General features: G+C 57.7%; 16 protein-coding genes. 5 read left to right on the top strand and 11 right to left on the bottom strand.

Annotated features, from left to right (window positions below; genetic code table 11):
* Positions 1-690 (top strand): GntR family transcriptional regulator, encoded by a 690-nt coding sequence (locus tag J2X66_RS26725; protein ID WP_310270671.1) that lies wholly within the window; start codon positions 1-3, stop codon positions 688-690.
* Positions 691-758: 68 nt separating this feature from the next.
* Here the strand turns inward: J2X66_RS26725 and yjiA are convergent, their stop codons facing one another.
* The 3 genes from yjiA to J2X66_RS26710 all read right to left on the bottom strand — a co-directional run bounded on the left by yjiA (position 759) and on the right by J2X66_RS26710 (position 4,176).
* A complete protein-coding gene (yjiA, locus tag J2X66_RS26720) occupies positions 759-1,733 on the bottom strand; it encodes a GTPase (RefSeq protein ID WP_310270669.1) in 975 nt (324 codons plus the stop codon).
* A gap of 163 nt (positions 1,734-1,896) precedes the next feature.
* Complete coding sequence (locus J2X66_RS26715) at positions 1,897-2,094, bottom strand: YbdD/YjiX family protein (protein ID WP_007895266.1); 198 nt, start codon at positions 2,092-2,094, stop codon at positions 1,897-1,899.
* 15 nt (positions 2,095-2,109) lie between these two features.
* Positions 2,110-4,176: a carbon starvation CstA family protein gene (locus tag J2X66_RS26710; RefSeq protein WP_310270665.1), complete on the bottom strand. Its 2,067-nt coding sequence runs from the start codon at positions 4,174-4,176 to the stop codon at positions 2,110-2,112.
* Between the two features lie 161 nt (positions 4,177-4,337).
* On the opposite strand from J2X66_RS26710, the gene J2X66_RS26705 reads away from it, so the two are divergent.
* Positions 4,338-4,706 carry a PilZ domain-containing protein gene (locus J2X66_RS26705; RefSeq protein ID WP_310270662.1) on the top strand — a complete coding sequence of 123 codons (369 nt, stop codon included), beginning with the start codon at positions 4,338-4,340 and terminating at the stop codon, positions 4,704-4,706.
* 122 nt (positions 4,707-4,828) lie between these two features.
* On the opposite strand, the gene radA is transcribed toward J2X66_RS26705, so the two are convergent.
* The 3 genes from radA to katB are packed head-to-tail and all read right to left on the bottom strand — an operon-like array spanning position 4,829 to position 8,385.
* Positions 4,829-6,196, bottom strand: a complete 1,368-nt coding sequence (gene radA, locus J2X66_RS26700) for a DNA repair protein RadA (RefSeq protein ID WP_008040321.1) — start codon at positions 6,194-6,196, stop codon at positions 4,829-4,831.
* A 45-nt stretch (positions 6,197-6,241) separates the two neighbouring features.
* Positions 6,242-6,784 carry an ankyrin repeat domain-containing protein gene (locus tag J2X66_RS26695; protein WP_310270657.1) on the bottom strand — a complete coding sequence of 181 codons (543 nt, stop codon included), beginning with the start codon at positions 6,782-6,784 and terminating at the stop codon, positions 6,242-6,244.
* Positions 6,785-6,843: 59 nt separating this feature from the next.
* On the bottom strand, positions 6,844-8,385 hold the full coding sequence (katB, locus tag J2X66_RS26690; RefSeq protein WP_310270655.1) for a catalase KatB: 1,542 nt from the start codon (positions 8,383-8,385) through the stop codon (positions 6,844-6,846).
* Positions 8,386-8,669: 284 nt separating this feature from the next.
* Between katB and mscL the strand changes: the two genes are divergently transcribed.
* A complete protein-coding gene (mscL, locus tag J2X66_RS26685) occupies positions 8,670-9,083 on the top strand; it encodes a large-conductance mechanosensitive channel protein MscL (RefSeq protein ID WP_310270652.1) in 414 nt (137 codons plus the stop codon).
* Between the two features lie 44 nt (positions 9,084-9,127).
* Here mscL and J2X66_RS26680 read toward each other — a convergent pair whose 3' ends face one another.
* Positions 9,128-9,904 (bottom strand): ferredoxin--NADP reductase, encoded by a 777-nt coding sequence (locus tag J2X66_RS26680; protein WP_310270649.1) that lies wholly within the window; start codon positions 9,902-9,904, stop codon positions 9,128-9,130.
* Positions 9,905-10,248: 344 nt separating this feature from the next.
* Here J2X66_RS26680 and J2X66_RS26675 point away from each other — a divergent pair, with 344 nt between their 5' ends.
* Together J2X66_RS26675 and J2X66_RS26670 are read left to right on the top strand one after the other, a co-directional pair.
* Positions 10,249-10,956, top strand: a complete 708-nt coding sequence (locus J2X66_RS26675) for an autoinducer binding domain-containing protein (protein WP_310270646.1) — start codon at positions 10,249-10,251, stop codon at positions 10,954-10,956.
* A gap of 177 nt (positions 10,957-11,133) precedes the next feature.
* Positions 11,134-12,258: a class I SAM-dependent methyltransferase gene (locus tag J2X66_RS26670; RefSeq protein ID WP_310270643.1), complete on the top strand. Its 1,125-nt coding sequence runs from the start codon at positions 11,134-11,136 to the stop codon at positions 12,256-12,258.
* Positions 12,259-12,328: 70 nt separating this feature from the next.
* On the opposite strand, the gene J2X66_RS26665 is transcribed toward J2X66_RS26670, so the two are convergent.
* The 4 genes from J2X66_RS26665 to J2X66_RS30365 all read right to left on the bottom strand — a co-directional run bounded on the left by J2X66_RS26665 (position 12,329) and on the right by J2X66_RS30365 (position 15,452).
* A complete protein-coding gene (locus tag J2X66_RS26665; RefSeq protein ID WP_310270640.1) occupies positions 12,329-12,496 on the bottom strand; it encodes a DUF2474 domain-containing protein in 168 nt (55 codons plus the stop codon).
* A gap of 70 nt (positions 12,497-12,566) precedes the next feature.
* Complete coding sequence (cydB, locus tag J2X66_RS26660) at positions 12,567-13,574, bottom strand: cytochrome d ubiquinol oxidase subunit II (RefSeq protein ID WP_310270637.1); 1,008 nt, start codon at positions 13,572-13,574, stop codon at positions 12,567-12,569.
* A gap of 3 nt (positions 13,575-13,577) precedes the next feature.
* On the bottom strand, positions 13,578-15,014 hold the full coding sequence (locus J2X66_RS26655) for a cytochrome ubiquinol oxidase subunit I (RefSeq protein ID WP_310270634.1): 1,437 nt from the start codon (positions 15,012-15,014) through the stop codon (positions 13,578-13,580).
* A gap of 144 nt (positions 15,015-15,158) precedes the next feature.
* Positions 15,159-15,452 carry a hypothetical protein gene (locus J2X66_RS30365; protein WP_405046807.1) on the bottom strand — a complete coding sequence of 98 codons (294 nt, stop codon included), beginning with the start codon at positions 15,450-15,452 and terminating at the stop codon, positions 15,159-15,161.
* Positions 15,453-15,502 lie beyond the last annotated feature (50 nt).

Genomic DNA, 15,502 nt, shown 5'->3' with positions numbered 1-15,502 from the left:
ATGAACAGCTTCGCTTCACCGCAGACGCTTGTTGCCCTGCCCTTTCCCAACCGAGAGGAGAATCTGTATTCACGGGTTTTCGATGCGATTCTCGAACAGCGCCTTGATGCGGGCAGTCGTTTTACCGAAGAAAGCCTGGCGCAGATATTCAACGCTCGACGCGGTGATATCCGGGGTGTGCTGACGCGATTGGCTCATCAGCAGATCATCGTCCTTCGGGCGAATCATCGGCCCCGTGTCGCTGCGCTTGATGTCGAGCAGGTCCGGCAAACGCTGCATGCACGGCGGCTGGCCGAGATCACGCTGATGCGGTTGGCCTGTCAGCACCCGTGCCCGCACGCGTTAAAACGCCTGGGAGCGTTGATCGACAGCGAGCGCGAAAGTACCCAGCGTGGTTCGGCGATTCGGTTGTCGGGGGAGTTTCATTTACAGCTGGCGAAAATGGCTGGGAATGCTCCTTTGGCGCATTTTCTGGACAGCCTGGTGCCGCGGACTGCGTTGGCAGTTGCGCAGTTTAATGGATGGCTGGAGGGTTATTTCGATTGGCGGGTGCATCAGCGAATTTTGACGGCGGTGGAGAGTGGCGATGAGGAGCTGGCGGTCGCCTTGCTGAATCAGCATCTGGATCATCTGGAAAATATGTTGCTGAGCTCGGAACTGCCACTCAGTCAGAATTGTGTTGCCGGGTAAATCGCCTTCGCGAGCAGCTGCGACGATTCGACCTGCTCGCGAAGAGGCTCTTTCAACCACCGAAAATATCAGGGCTTCGCCGCCACCCGCGCAAAACCCTCCCGAATCTTCTCTTCCGGCAAATCATCGGCAATAAACACGATTACGCTTTCCCGCGCCTCGCCCTCTGCCCATTCCGTGTCCCAGTCGAATCCGTACAACTTCAGGACACCCTGGAACACCATGCGTCGCGGCTCGCCAGCAATGTTCAACACGCCTTTGTAGCGCAGCAACTGCTTGCCGTGATCCTCCAGCAGCTCATTCATGAACTCGCTGAGTTTGTCGATATCCAGTGGCTGATCAGTACGCAGCACCAGGCTGGAGATACGGTCGATGGAAGGCGCTTGGCTCACCGGACGCAAACTCACGCCACCGCCGAGGTCGGCATTCAGGTTAAAACCACGCACGTCAAGCAATTCGGCCAGGTCGATCTGGCCGTGATCGACCACGCGAATCGGTGCTCGTCGGTTGATGCGGGTCAGACGCTCACTCAATGCGGTGAACGTCGGCTCGTCCACCAGATCACGCTTGCTCACCAGCAAGCGGTCGGCGAAACCGATTTGCGCCTGGGCGATGGTTTGGGTCAGGTGAGTCTCGGCGTGCGCCGCGTCCACCAGGGTAATAATGCCGTCGAGGATGTAGCGCTCGCGCAGCTCTTCATCGATGAAAAAGGTTTGCGCCACTGGCGCCGGATCGGCCAGGCCGGTGCATTCGATCACCAGGCGATCGAAGGCGATGTCGCCGCTGTCCAGGCGTTCGAGCAACAGGTACAGCGCTTTGGTCAGGTCGGTGTGGATGGTGCAGCAGACGCAGCCGTTGGACAGCGTCATGACTTGTACCGGCTCGTCGCCCAACAGCTGGGTGTCGATACCGGCATCACTGAATTCGTTTTCGATCACGGCGATTTTCAGCCCGTGCTCGGCTTTGAGCAGGTGGCGCAACAGCGTGGTCTTGCCAGCGCCGAGGAAGCCGCTGAGGATTGTTACCGGGATGGGAGAGGACAAACTGGATCTCCTGACTCACAAAATTAAAGTATCAACACAAAACAACTGTGGGAGCGAGTTTGCTCGCGATAGCGGCTTAACATTCAACATCACTGTTGATTGAAATTCCGCCATCGCGAGCAAGCTCGCTCCCACAGGTATTGCTGTTAAGCCGACAACCGGATCAACAGCACTTCGGCCCACCCTTGCCACCGTAACGAGCTTCCTGGCGTTCGCGGAAGAACATCTCGTAGCTCATTACCGGTTTGTCCGGGTGTTTGGTTTGCATATGCTCGACGTAGTTGTCGTAGTCGGGCATGCCGACCATCAGGCGCGCGGCCTGACCGAGGTATTTACCGAGGCGACTCAGGTCATTGAACATGTTTGCAATCCTCGATTACGCGTCCGGCAGGGCCTGGAATGGCGCTTCTTTATCCGTACGCTCTTTGGTACCCCAGGCGGCAATGCCGACCTTGAGTGCGTAGAACAGAATGCTGAAGACCACGAACAGGAACAGCGCTGTCAGCGTTGCGTTGGTGTAGGCGTTGAAGATCACGTGCTGCATCTGCGTGATGTCCTTGGCCGGGGCAAGGAGCTGACCATTGGCCAGCGCATCGCTGTATTTCTTCGCCAGCGACAGGAAGCCGATGGCCGGATTGGCGTCGAACAGCTTGATGAAACCCGCCGTCACGGTGCAGATCAGCAGCCAGACGGCCGGCAGCATGGTCACCCAGATGTAGCGTTGGCGTTTCATTTTGATCAGCACAACGGTTGCCAGCATCAGCGCGATACCGGCCAGCATCTGGTTGGAGATACCGAACAGCGGCCACAAGGTGTTGATCCCGCCCAACGGGTCGATCACGCCTTGGTAGAGCAACCAGCCCCACATCGCCACGCAACCGCCGGTAGCGATCAGGTTGGCGGTCCAGGACTCGGTACGGCGCAAGGCCGGCACGAAGGAGCCAAGCAAATCCTGGAGCATGAAGCGACCGGCACGGGTACCGGCATCGACCGCCGTCAGGATGAACAGCGCTTCGAACAGGATCGCGAAGTGGTACCAGAACGCCATGGTGTTTTCACCCGGCAGGACACTGTGCAGGATCTGCGCGATCCCCACCGCCAGGGTCGGTGCACCGCCGGCACGGGCCAGGATGGTGGTTTCACCGATGTCATGGGCCACCGCTTGCAAGGCTTCCGGGGTAATCGCAAAGCCCCAGCTGCTGACGGTTTGCGCGACCGCTACGATGTCACCACCGACTACGGCAGCCGGGCTGTTCATGGCGAAGTACACACCCGGCTCGATCACCGAGGCGGCAACCATGGCCATGATGGCCACGAAGGATTCCATCAACATCGCGCCGTAACCGATGTAACGGGAATTGACTTCGTTATCCAGCAGCTTCGGCGTGGTGCCGGAAGAGATCAGCGCGTGGAAACCCGAGACCGCGCCACAGGCGATGGTGATGAACAGGAACGGGAACAGACCGCCCTTCCACACCGGGCCGGTGCCGTCGATGAACTGGGTCAGCGCGGGCATTTTCAGCTCGGGCATGGTCACCAGAATGCCGATCGCCAGCGCCACGATGGTGCCGATTTTCAGGAAGGTCGACAGGTAGTCACGGGGTGCCAGGATCAGCCACACCGGCAGTACCGCCGCGACAAAACCGTAGCCGACCAGCATCCAGGTGATCTGGATCCCGGTGAAACTGAACGCCTTGGCCCACACCGGATCAGCGGCAATCTGCCCACCGAGCCAGATCGAACCCAGCAGCAACGCCACGCCGACCACGGAGATTTCGCCAATGCGACCCGGGCGGATGTAGCGCATGTAAATGCCCATGAACATCGCAATCGGGATGGTTGCCATCACCGTGAAGATGCCCCAAGGGCTCTCGGCCAAGGCTTTCACCACGATCAGTGCCAGCACCGCGAGGATGATGATCATGATCAGGAAGCAGCCAAACAGGGCGATGGTGCCGGGGATGCGGCCCATTTCCTCACGGACCATGTCGCCCAGGGACCGGCCATTGCGGCGGGTGGACATGAACAGGACCATGAAGTCCTGAACCGCACCGGCCAGCACCACGCCGGCGATCAGCCACAATGTGCCGGGCAGATACCCCATCTGCGCCGCCAGCACTGGCCCGACCAACGGCCCCGCGCCAGCGATGGCTGCGAAGTGGTGACCGAAGAGGATGTGTTTGTTGGTCGGAACGTAGTCCAGACCGTCATTATTGAGTACGGCGGGGGTGGCCCGTCGCGGGTCGAGTTGCATCACATTGTTCGCGATGAACAAACTGTAGTAGCGATACGCGACCAGATAAATGGCCACGGCAGCGACCACAATCCACAAGGCGTTGATCGCCTCACCTCTGCGCAATGCCACCACACCCAAGGCGCACGCACCGACGATTGCCAGCAGCAGCCAGGGTAAATGGCGTAGCAGGCTATTATTATTTTTCATTTTATGATTCCAGCCAGAGTGGACAAGAAAGACAGCCACCCCGAGTTTAGCTCTCCTGACGGCAAAGGCCATACCCCGACATTGGTCTAGACGCCCGCCTGCGCTGGCAGCGCTTTAATAATGCAGGTCTATAGTCAGCGTACCTTTCCGAGGATTGCGCCATGAGCGAACACGCCGCCGACCGTCGCCGCTTCAAACGTATCGCGTTCGATGCCCAAACCGTACTGCGCCAGGACGAAGACATCTGGCAGGTGAAGTTGATTGATCTGTCGCTCAAGGGGCTGTTGGTCGAGAAGCCCGAGCCGTGGCTGGGCAATCCGGAGCATCACTTTTGCGTTGATATTCATCTGACGCCTGAAGTTGCGATCAAGATGGATGTGCTACTGACCCACGATGACCATGGCCAACTCGGCTTCGTCTGCAAACACATCAGCCTGGAATCCATCGAGCGCCTGCGGCGGTTGATCGAACTCAACCTGGGGGACCCGCAAGAGCTGGAACGAGAGCTGGGCGCCCTGATCGAAGCCTGAACCGATTGCGCTATGCCCTATAGGAGCCGGGCTTGCCCGCGATGACGGCTTTACTTTCAACATCATCGTTGAATGACAGGTCGCTATCGCGGGCAAGCCTGGCTCCTACAGGGATTTGTGGGTTATTCGAACAATGCGTCGAGGGCCTGTTCCAGACGGGTAACGGCAATAATCTGCAACCCCGGCGGCGCCTCTTTCGGTGCATTGCCCTTGGGCACGATGGCGCGTTTGAAGCCGTGCTTGGCGGCTTCTTTCAGGCGTTCCTGACCACTTGGCACCGGGCGCACTTCGCCGGACAGGCCGACTTCGCCAAACACGAGCAGATCATGTGGCAAAGGCCGGTTGCGCAAACTGGACATGACAGCCGCCATCAAGGCCAGGTCAGACGCGGTCTCCAACACCTTCACACCACCGACCACGTTGAGAAACACGTCCTGATCGTGGGTCGGAATGCCACCATGACGGTGCAGAACCGCCAGCAACATCGCCAGGCGATTCTGATCCAGCCCCAGCGTGACCCGGCGCGGGTTGGCCAAATGGCTGTCATCCACCAGGGCCTGGACTTCCACCAGCATGGGCCGCGTCCCTTCCCATGTCGCCATGACCACACTGCCAGGGACTTCCTCCTGAGCGCGTGTGAGAAAAATCGCCGACGGGTTAGAGACTTCTTTCAGCCCCTTGTCCGTCATGCCGAACACACCCAATTCGTTGACCGCGCCGAAACGGTTTTTGACCGCTCGCAGCAAACGTAAACGCCCATCGGATTCGCCTTCGAAATACAGCACGGTATCAACCATGTGCTCCAGCACACGGGGACCGGCCAAGGCGCCTTCCTTGGTTACGTGACCGACGAGGAAAATCGCGGTGCCGCTCTGCTTGGCATAACGCACCAGCAAGGCCGCACTCTCGCGCACCTGGGAGACGCCGCCCGGGGCCGATTGCAGTTGTTCGGTGAAGATCGTCTGGATCGAGTCGATCACCATGACCTTGGGCTTTTCCACCCGGGCCGTGGCGATGATGGTTTCGATGCAGGTTTCGGTCATCACTCGCAGTTGGTCCTGCGGCAAGCCCAGCCGGCGGGCGCGCATGGCCACTTGTTGCTGCGACTCTTCACCGGTGACGTACAGCGCCGGCATGCTCTTGGCGAGGTTGCACAAGGTTTGCAACAGGATGGTCGACTTACCGATGCCAGGGTCGCCGCCGATCAGCACCACCGAACCGTCGACCAAGCCACCGCCCAGCACTCGATCGAGTTCACTGGAGGCTGTGGAAAAGCGCGGGATTTCTTCGACACTGACTTCGGCCAGAGTCTTGATCTGGGCCTGTTGGCCAGTCCAGCCGGTACGCCCGCTCGGGGCGGCGGCACCACCGCTTTCCACCATGGTTTCGGTCAGCGTGTTCCAGGCACCGCACTCGCCGCACTGGCCGGCCCACTTGGGGAAGGTTGAGCCACACTCGGTGCAGCCGTACATGCGTTTGGCCTTGGCCATCTGAACTCCCGGCAAAAACCGCGATGATAGCTCAGCTGACGCCGATCAGCGCGGCGCGGCGATACGGATTTCGCCGCTGGCCAGACGCGTGGCACTGTTGCCCAATGGATCTTCAGACTCCAGATCCGCACCTTTGGCCTTGAGTGCGTCGAGCAGTTCGGCATGCTTGAACAATCCGGCGTACATCGCCGCCGTTTGCCCCGCGCCGTTGCGTTGGTCGGGGCTGCAATTGGCCAATAGTAAAGTCCGGGCAATCTGTACCTCCCCTTTGAAAATCGCCCCCATCAATGCCGTGTTGCCTCGCTGGTCCTGAGCACAGGCATCCGCGCCGGCGGCGAGCAAACGCTCTACTGCGGCGACCTGGCCGTGATAGGCCGCCAGGATCAGCGCGGTGTAGCCCTTGCTGTCGCGAGTATCGAGTGAGTATCCAGCCTCAATGAACGTGTCGAGCATGGGCACATCGCCACGGCGGGCGGCGTCAAAGTAGTAATCCTGCAGTTGAGCAGACAGCGCCGCAGAGTCGTCGGGTGTGGTGGAAAAGGCACTGGTCGAGAGCAACGCCAGCCATACAAACAGATAAATACGCATCGCAAACTCCTTGGCCCGACGGGACCTCACCGGAGGTCCCGCATTTCAGGAAAACGCCGTCAGTCGACCAGGTCGGCCGCCAGCGCCTTGACCCGGCTCAGGTCACCCTTGGCCACTTTGGTCACGCCGGTCCCGTATTCCGGGTCGGCTTTGTAGAGGAACGACAGAATGATGTGCTTGCTCTCGTCATCGGTTGTCGCGAGCGAATCGCCAAAACTCTCGATAAGGTCGCTGCGCTCTTTTTTGCTGAAGGAGCGATACAGATCACCGGCCTGCTTGAAGTTTTGCTCGCGCTGGATCTTCGCCTGCTGGGTGCTGCCCGTCAGTGCCGATTGGCTGTAACGCGCGGTTTTCGGCTCTTCGCGGGGCATCAAACGGCTTGGCTGATAGTTCACGCCTGTGGTGCTGTGGCCGATGTTCATCGCACCGTCCTGATTGCCGTTATTCACGGCAACTTTTGGCGCATTGATCGGCAACTGAAGTGCGTTGGCACCCAGGCGATAGAGTTGAGTATCGGCATAGGAGAACACTCGCCCTTGCAGTAAGCGATCTTCCGAAGGTTCGATACCGGGAACCAGATTGGCCGGAGCCATCGCCACTTGTTCGGTTTCCTGGAAGACATTCGAAGGATTACGATCCAGGACCATTTGTCCAACTTTTCGTTCAGGAACTCCAGGCCAGATCTTCGTCGCATCCAATGGATCGAAATCAAATTTGTACAAGTCTTGTGAGCTTACAACCTGAACGTACAAGTCCCATTTCGGAAAGTCACCCTTGTTAATATGAGCAACCAAATCATTGGTCATATGGCTGTAATCTTTCCCTTGAACTTTCGACACCGACTCAGGATCGAGATTATTAATCCCCTGCAAACTCTTCCAGTGAAACTTCACGTAATGCACATCGCCTTTTTCATTAACTAACTTGTACGCATGTACACCGTTTCCATCCATCTCCCGATAACTGGCCGGTGTACCCGAGTTGGAATACAACTCGGTCAGGGTGCGAGTGGCTTCAGGGACATGGGAGAAGAAATCAAATCGCCGCGAATCATCGTCGAGGTTGGTGCGCGGGTCAGGTTTGAACGCGTGGACCATGTCTGGAAACTTGATTGCATCACGGATGAAAAAGGTCGGAAAATTGTTTCCCACCAGGTCCCAGTTGCCGTCGGCGGTGTAGAACTTGGTAGCGAAACCACGTGGGTCGCGCAGGGTTTCCGGCGAATGGTTGCCATGAACGACGGCGGAGAAACGCACGAACACCGGTGTGCTCTGACCGCCAGCAAACACTTTCGCCTTGGTCAGGTCGCTCAGGTCATTGGTCACGGTGAAGGTGCCGTGGGCGCCAGTGCCACGAGCATGCACCACACGTTCAGGAATGCGTTCACGGTCAAAGCGCTGCAGCTTCTGGATCAGTTGCACGTCCTGCAACAACACCGGGCCTGTGGCACCTGCCGTTTGTGAGTTCTGGTTATCGCCCACGGCAGCGCCATTATCACGGGTCAAGTTGTCAGCATGGACGGAGAAGGACAGCAGGCTGGCGGTTAATACGCCAAGCGTACGCCATTGGGGAAAGGCCCCAAGGCCAAGTGTAGAAGTCATATCAGGTTCCTCTGTTTTCAAGGCGCACTCCCAGTGCGCTGAACCGAGGCTAGAGGCCGAACCGGCAAAACTTAAATAGAAAAAACGCAACGTGATGATTCAGATATTTATGTCGCTAATCAGTCAGTTAGCGCGTATTTCGCGCGCGATTGCTGGCACTTTGCAAACTTATTGTCGGCAGACAGGTCGATAGTCACAAGCATTGTAATGAGGTGTTTCGAGCAAGAGCCGTTTTGCTGAATTACACTGCGTTCACCAACCTCATCTGTAACAAGGAATAACCTATGGGCGTGATAAGTGAGTTCAAGGCCTTCGCGGTCAAAGGTAATGTGATCGACATGGCCGTCGGTATCATCATCGGCGCCGCCTTCGGCAAGATCGTGACGTCGTTTGTCGGCGACGTGGTCATGCCGCCCATTGGCTTGCTGATCGGCGGGGTGGACTTCAGTGATCTGGCCATTACGCTCAAGGCTGCCGAAGGCAATGCCCCGGCCGTGGTGCTGGCCTACGGCAAATTCATCCAGAGCATGATTGACTTCGTCATCGTCGCGTTCGCGATTTTCATGGGGATCAAAGCGATCAACCAACTGAAGCGCGAAGAGGCCGCGGCCCCAACACTGCCGCCGGTTCCAACCAAGGAAGAAGAGTTGTTGAGTGAGATCCGCGATCTGCTCAAGGCTCAGAACAATCGGCCCTGAAGGCTGGTTCTAAACAGAAACGGCGCCCTTGAGGCGCCGTTTTTTTACCAGAAGTTTTCCACAGCCACCTGGCCTGGGCGTCGGCTGAGGCTCAGGTGCATGTCCCGCTGCTTGAGCAGCTTGCGCGTGTCATCGATCATCTGCGGGTTTCCGCAGAGCATGACCCGCGAATGCTCAGGTGTCAGCGCCACGCCTGCGGCCCGCTCCAGTTCGCCGTTTTCGATCAGCGTGGTGATTCGTCCGTTCAGGGCGCCTGGGTGTTGTTCGCGAGTGACGGTGGCGATGAACTGCAATTTATGGGCGTATTCGGCCAGATAATCACGCGCTCCCAACTCCGCAATCAGCGTCTGGTACGCCAGCTCCCGGGCTTCGCGCACACTGTAGACGAGGATGATGCGCTCGTACTTCTCCCACACCTCGAAGTCTTGCAGGATCGACAGGAACGGGGCAATGCCGGTGCCTGTGGATAACAACCAGAGGTCACGCCCATCGACAAAGCGGTCCGGGGTCAAATAACCAAAGGCCTGGCGGTCGACCAGCAAGGTATCACCTACCTCCAGTCGACTCAGTTCGCTGGTGAACTCACCGCCCGGCACCACGATGGAGAAAAATTCGAGAAATTCATCATACGGTGACGACACCATTGAATAGGCGCGCCAGACCGTGCTGCCATCGGCTTTGGTGACGCCTAGCCGAGCGAACTGACCGGCCCTGAAACGAAAACCCGGATCTCTTGTGGCTCGCAGCGTAAACAGGTTTGGGGTCAACGGCTGGACGTCGAGCAAGGTTTGGCGAGTGTATTTTTCGGCACTGGCGGTCATGGGACGCTCCATTGAACTGATATCACCAGTGTCGCGCAAAGCAGGCGATGTAAACACCGATGATTTGTAGTGTCTTTGGTATTAGATCCGTTGTTAGTTGTACAGCTGCTTTTATATTGTCAATGACATGACTAAAACTTATACAAACACAATACATAGAATGATATACGCCATGCGAAAATGAATGCCATGAGCCTGAACTGCTAAGAACCAGATACGCACTATTTATAATTTTCAAGAGCAAAAAAATTGCAGCGCATTTGTAGGATTGCTCCTACACTCGGGGCGTGCTGGATTTCGGATCCAATTTGCACCCCCGAAGATAGACACATGGAGTTGCTGCAATGAAGATGTGGAAGGAGTCACAGTTAAGACAGATACTTGAAGCCAAGGAAGTTAAGCCCGCCTATGAGATCTCACTCATGCTGGCTCAGGATCTTGGCTTCAATTTCTGTGCTTTTTCAATTACATCCCCCGCGGTTTTGCTTAATCATGACACGGTAAGTTTTAACAATTACCCAGTCGATTGGAACACGGCATATGAACATGACCATTTCGGTGACACAGACCCAATACTAGCTCATTGCAATCATTCGGAATTGCCAATTCTTTGGGAAGATGAACTCTTCTCAAAGGTCCCTCAACTGAGGCAAGTGCAAAAACAACAAGGCTTGCAGTATGGGTGGTCACAATCGATTCATGACAGCGGTCTGCGCAGCATGTTTAGCCTGGCCAGAAGCAACAGCCCGATCTCTGCCGATGAATGGTATGCCCATCTGGCCTACGCCATTTTAATCAACCGCCATTTGCATGGGCTCGTGGCAAAAAAGCTGGATCACCGCCAGGTGACTGCATTCACCCCACGGTTGTCCACGCGTGAAATCGAAATCATGAAATTATCGGCCGATGGCAAGACGGCCTATGAATGTTCCAAAATCCTGAGCATCAGTGAACGCACCATCAATCATCATGTGCAAAACTTCATCCGTAAATTTGGGGTGAACAACAAGATTGCAGCCGTGATAAAGGCTGTGAGGGTCGGCGCTATCTGAATCCATTCAGTACGAAGAAAACCCACGGGTAATCCAGCCGAAAAAAACGTACCATTTGCGGCCCCCTGAGTGATGTCGTATATAACTTCACGACGCAGTGCACTCGGCCGGTCCCGCCTGCTGCAACGCCTCCGGCCGCGGGACACCACACCCGTTGACTACCCAGAGCCCCGCCTCATGCCCCTGCTCGAAACACCCTTCGCCCAACTCGACCTGATCCGTCAGCCAGAACAGCAGAACGAACCGCTGCAAGCGTTCGATGCCGCCGACGAATACCTGCTCAACCACTTGGCCGAACAACAGCCCTCGGCCGAAACCCGGGTACTGGTGTTGAACGACAGTTTTGGTGCATTGGCCGCCAGCCTCGCGGGCAAGGTCCGGGTCATCAGCAGTGGTGATTCGTTCCTCGCCTTTCAGGGACTGGAAAAAAATCTGATCCGTAACGGCCAGGCGTTTGACGCCGTACCGAGCGTGCCCGCCAGCGACGTGTTCAGCGGCCCGTTTGACCGGGTATTGATCCGGGTGCCAAAGACGCTGGCATTGCTGGAAGAACAACTGATTCGCCTGCAAGGCCAACTGGCGCCGGGCGCGCAAGTTATTGCTGCGGCGATGATCAAGCATCTGCCACGTGCTGCCGGTGATCTGCTGGAACGCTACATCGGCCCGGTACAGGCCTCCCTGGCGGTGAAAAAGGCCCGGCTCTTGATCGCCACACCTGAAACCAAAGCCCCGCTCGTGTCCCCCTACCCTTCGCGCTATCAGCTTGATGAGCCGGCCATTGAACTGCTGAACCACGCCAATGTGTTCTGCCGCGAAGGACTGGACATCGGTACCCGGGCCTTTCTGCCGCACCTGCCGAAAAACCTCGGCACCGCGCGAGTCGCCGATCTCGGTTGCGGTAACGGCGTGTTGGCCATTGCCAGTGCGCTGCAAAACCCCGAGGCGCAGTACACGCTGGTGGACGAGTCGTTCATGGCGGTGCAATCGGCTGCCGAAAACTGGCGCGCGGCGCTGGGCGACAGAGCGGTCATTGTGCGGGCCGGCGACGGGCTGGCGGGGCAGGAACCTCAATCCCTGGACGTGGTGTTGTGCAATCCGCCGTTCCATCAGCAACAGGTCGTCGGCGACTTTCTCGCCTGGCGCATGTTCCAGCAAGCCCGCGAGGCGCTAGTGGTGGGTGGCGCGTTGTATATCGTCGGCAATCGTCACCTGGGTTACCACAGCAAGCTCGCACGGCTGTTCCGCGGCGTCGAACAAGTGGCCGCCACGCCAAAATTCGTGATTCTCAAAGCCCGCAAATAAACCGGGCAAAAAAAACCCTCCATGCAGGAGGGTTGTAAATCCGTGCCTCCAAGGCAACGGGATGGGATCTTCAGTGCGTGCTCAGACCTGCCGCATTCATGAACATGCGCATCAGGCTGGCCACGATAAACAGGGCGCCGACGCTACCGGCCCAGATCAGGGCCAGCCATCCAAGCCGCTGCAACAGCGGTTTTTTTTCGGCTTCTTCAATGTCGTGCAGGGAATGTTTACCGGTCATTACAACAATCCTCAGGTAGATCGATGGCGCCAGTGAGGGCGCCATCGCGAGCACGCTCGCTCCTACAGTGTCAGTGATAACCGTCTTCGTGGGTCACCTTGCCGCGGAACACGTAATAGCTCCAGAAGGTGTAACCCAGGATGAACGGGATGATGAACAGCGTGCCCACCAGCATGAAGCCCTGACTTTGCGGCGGTGCGGCGGCGTCCCAGATCGAGATCGACGGTGGCACGATGTTCGGCCACAGGCTGATGCCCAGACCGCTGTAACCGAGGAAGATCAGCACCAGCGTCAGCAGGAACGGCGTGTAGTGCGCATTGCGGGCGACGGCGCGGATCAAGCCATACATGGTCACCAGCACCAGAATCGGCACCGGCATGAACCAGAACAGATTGGGCAGCGTGAACCAGCGGGCGGCGATTTCAGCGTGGGCCAAGGGTGTCCAGATGCTGACAATACCGATCACCGCCAACACCACGAAGGCCAGCGGCCGTGCCAGGTCGTGCATTTGCTCCTGCAGCTTGCCCTCGGTCTTCATGATCAACCACGTGCAACCAAGCAGCGCATACGCCACCACCAGTGCCACGCCGCAGAACAGCGTGAACGGTGTCAGCCAGTCCAGCGAACCACCGGCAAACTGGCGATTGACCACCGGCAATCCATCAATGAAGGCGCCCAACGCCACCCCCTGAAAGAAGGTCGCGGTGATGGAGCCGCCGATGAAAGCCTTGTCCCAGAGGTGACGCTTGTGGTCCTTGGCCTTGAAGCGAAACTCAAAAGCCACGCCCCGGAAGATCAACCCGATCAGCATCAGGATCAGCGGCAGGTACAACGCCGAAAGCACCACCGAATAGGCCAGCGGGAAGGCGCCAAACAACGCGGCACCGCCCAGTACCAGCCAGGTTTCGTTACCGTCCCAGACCGGGGCGACCGTGTTCATCATCACATCACGGTCGGTCTTGCCCGGGATGAACGGGAAGAGAATCCCGATCCCCAGGTCGAAGCCGTCCATGACCACGTACATCATGATGCCGAAGATGATGATCACGGCCCAGATCAGCGGAAGATCAATACCCATGACTCAAATCTCCTTGGTCAGGCTGTGTTCACTGTCGGCGTCATCATCGTCAGCGGCGGACAGCGGACGGGCTGGTGTGCGTTGCTTGCCAGGCCCACCATCGCTGGTTTCCTTGCCTTCGTCGATCTTCGGCCCTTTGCGCACCAGGCGCATCATGTAGCCCAGGCCGGCACCGAACAGCGCGAAATACACCACCACAAACAGAATCAACGTGATGCTCATCTGCATGAAACTATGGTTGGAAGAAGCATCCGCCGTGCGCATCAGTCCGTAGACCACCCAAGGCTGACGGCCGATTTCAGTGGTAAACCAACCCGCGAGGATCGCGATCAGGCCCGACGGACCCATCCACAACGCCAGGTAAAGGAACGGTCGCGAGGTATAGAGCTTGTCGCGCTTACGCAGCCACAGGCTCCACAACCCGGTGAAGATCATCAGGAAGCCCAGGCCGACCATGATCCGGAACGACCAGAACACGATGGTCGAATTGGGCCGGTCTTCAGGCGGGAATTCCTTGAGCGCAGGGACTTGTTTGTCCAGCGAGTGGGTGAGGATCAGGCTGCCCAGATACGGAATCTCGACGGCAAATCGGGTTTTCTCGGCTTTCATGTCCGGCCAGCCGAACAGGATCAACGGGGTCGGTTCGTCGCCGATGTTTTCCCAGTGACCTTCGATCGCGGCAATTTTCGCCGGCTGATGCTTGAGCGTGTTGAGGCCGTGGAAGTCACCGATGACCGCCTGGATCGGCGCCACAATCAAGGCCATCCACATGGCCATCGACAACATGGTGCGGATCGCCGGGTTGTCCTTGCCGCGCAGCAGGTGCCAGGCCGCCGAAGAGCCGACGAAGAAGGCGGTGGCAACGAATGCCGCCGTCGCCATGTGCATCAGGCGGTACGGGAACGAAGGGTTGAAGATCACCGCCAGCCAGTCGGTGGGGATCACCTGACCGTTAACGATTTCGAAACCCTGCGGCGTCTGCATCCAGCTGTTCGAGGCGAGGATCCAGAAGGTCGAGATCAGCGTGCCGATGGCCACCATGACCGTGGCAAAGAAGTGCAGCTTGCGCCCGACCTTGTTCCAGCCAAACAGCATGACCCCAAGGAAACCGGCTTCGAGGAAGAACGCTGTCAACACCTCGTAGGTCAGCAACGGCCCGGTAACCGATCCGGCAAAGTCCGAAAAACGGCTCCAGTTGGTGCCGAACTGATACGCCATCACCAGCCCGGAGACCACCCCCATGCCGAAGTTGACGGCAAAGATCTTCGACCAGAAGTGATACAGGTCGCGGTAGGTGTCGTTATGGGTTTTCAGCCACAGACCTTCGAGTACCGCCAGGTAACTCGCCAGGCCAATGGTGATGGCCGGGAACAGAATGTGAAACGAGATGGTAAACGCGAACTGCATTCGGGCGAGATCAAGTGCCTCTAAACCGAACATAAGTCTTCCTCTGTCAGGTAATACGGCTGCTGGCTGGAAGCCTGCACCCAACGGCCCCCACGGGTATGGAGTGCGGCGAATTCGAATTCGTTCTTTTTATTGAAAGCCTCACAACGCAGGGAGTCTGGCCTGGTGGCCGCCGGATCAATTCCTCGTGGGGTTTTGATCTGGATCAATCAACGTTGAAAGAGTAGTCCCATTTCCGGGGATGAACCGCGTGGTCTTTTGCCGCGTGACAAGTTGCCTCATGGCTATCGTTACAGGCAGACACATTTCCCTGTGGGAGCGAGCCTGCTTGCGAAGCGGTGTGTCAGGCACAGGGGTATCGATTGATATACCGCCATCGTCGGAACGCCGCCCGGAGCCAGCTCGCTTCCACAGGGGAATTCGGCGATTTTGCGATCGGTGTCTAGCTAAGTATATTTTCCGTGGCTGCAACTTCTGGTTACAGGTTGGTGATAACCTCGCCCTTCCCCTCCCCCAGATTT

This window comes from Pseudomonas sp. 3296, from assembly GCF_031456615.1.
Taxonomy (GTDB): domain Bacteria; phylum Pseudomonadota; class Gammaproteobacteria; order Pseudomonadales; family Pseudomonadaceae; genus Aquipseudomonas; species Aquipseudomonas mucoides.
This window is presented reverse-complemented; position numbering and strand designations above follow the sequence as displayed.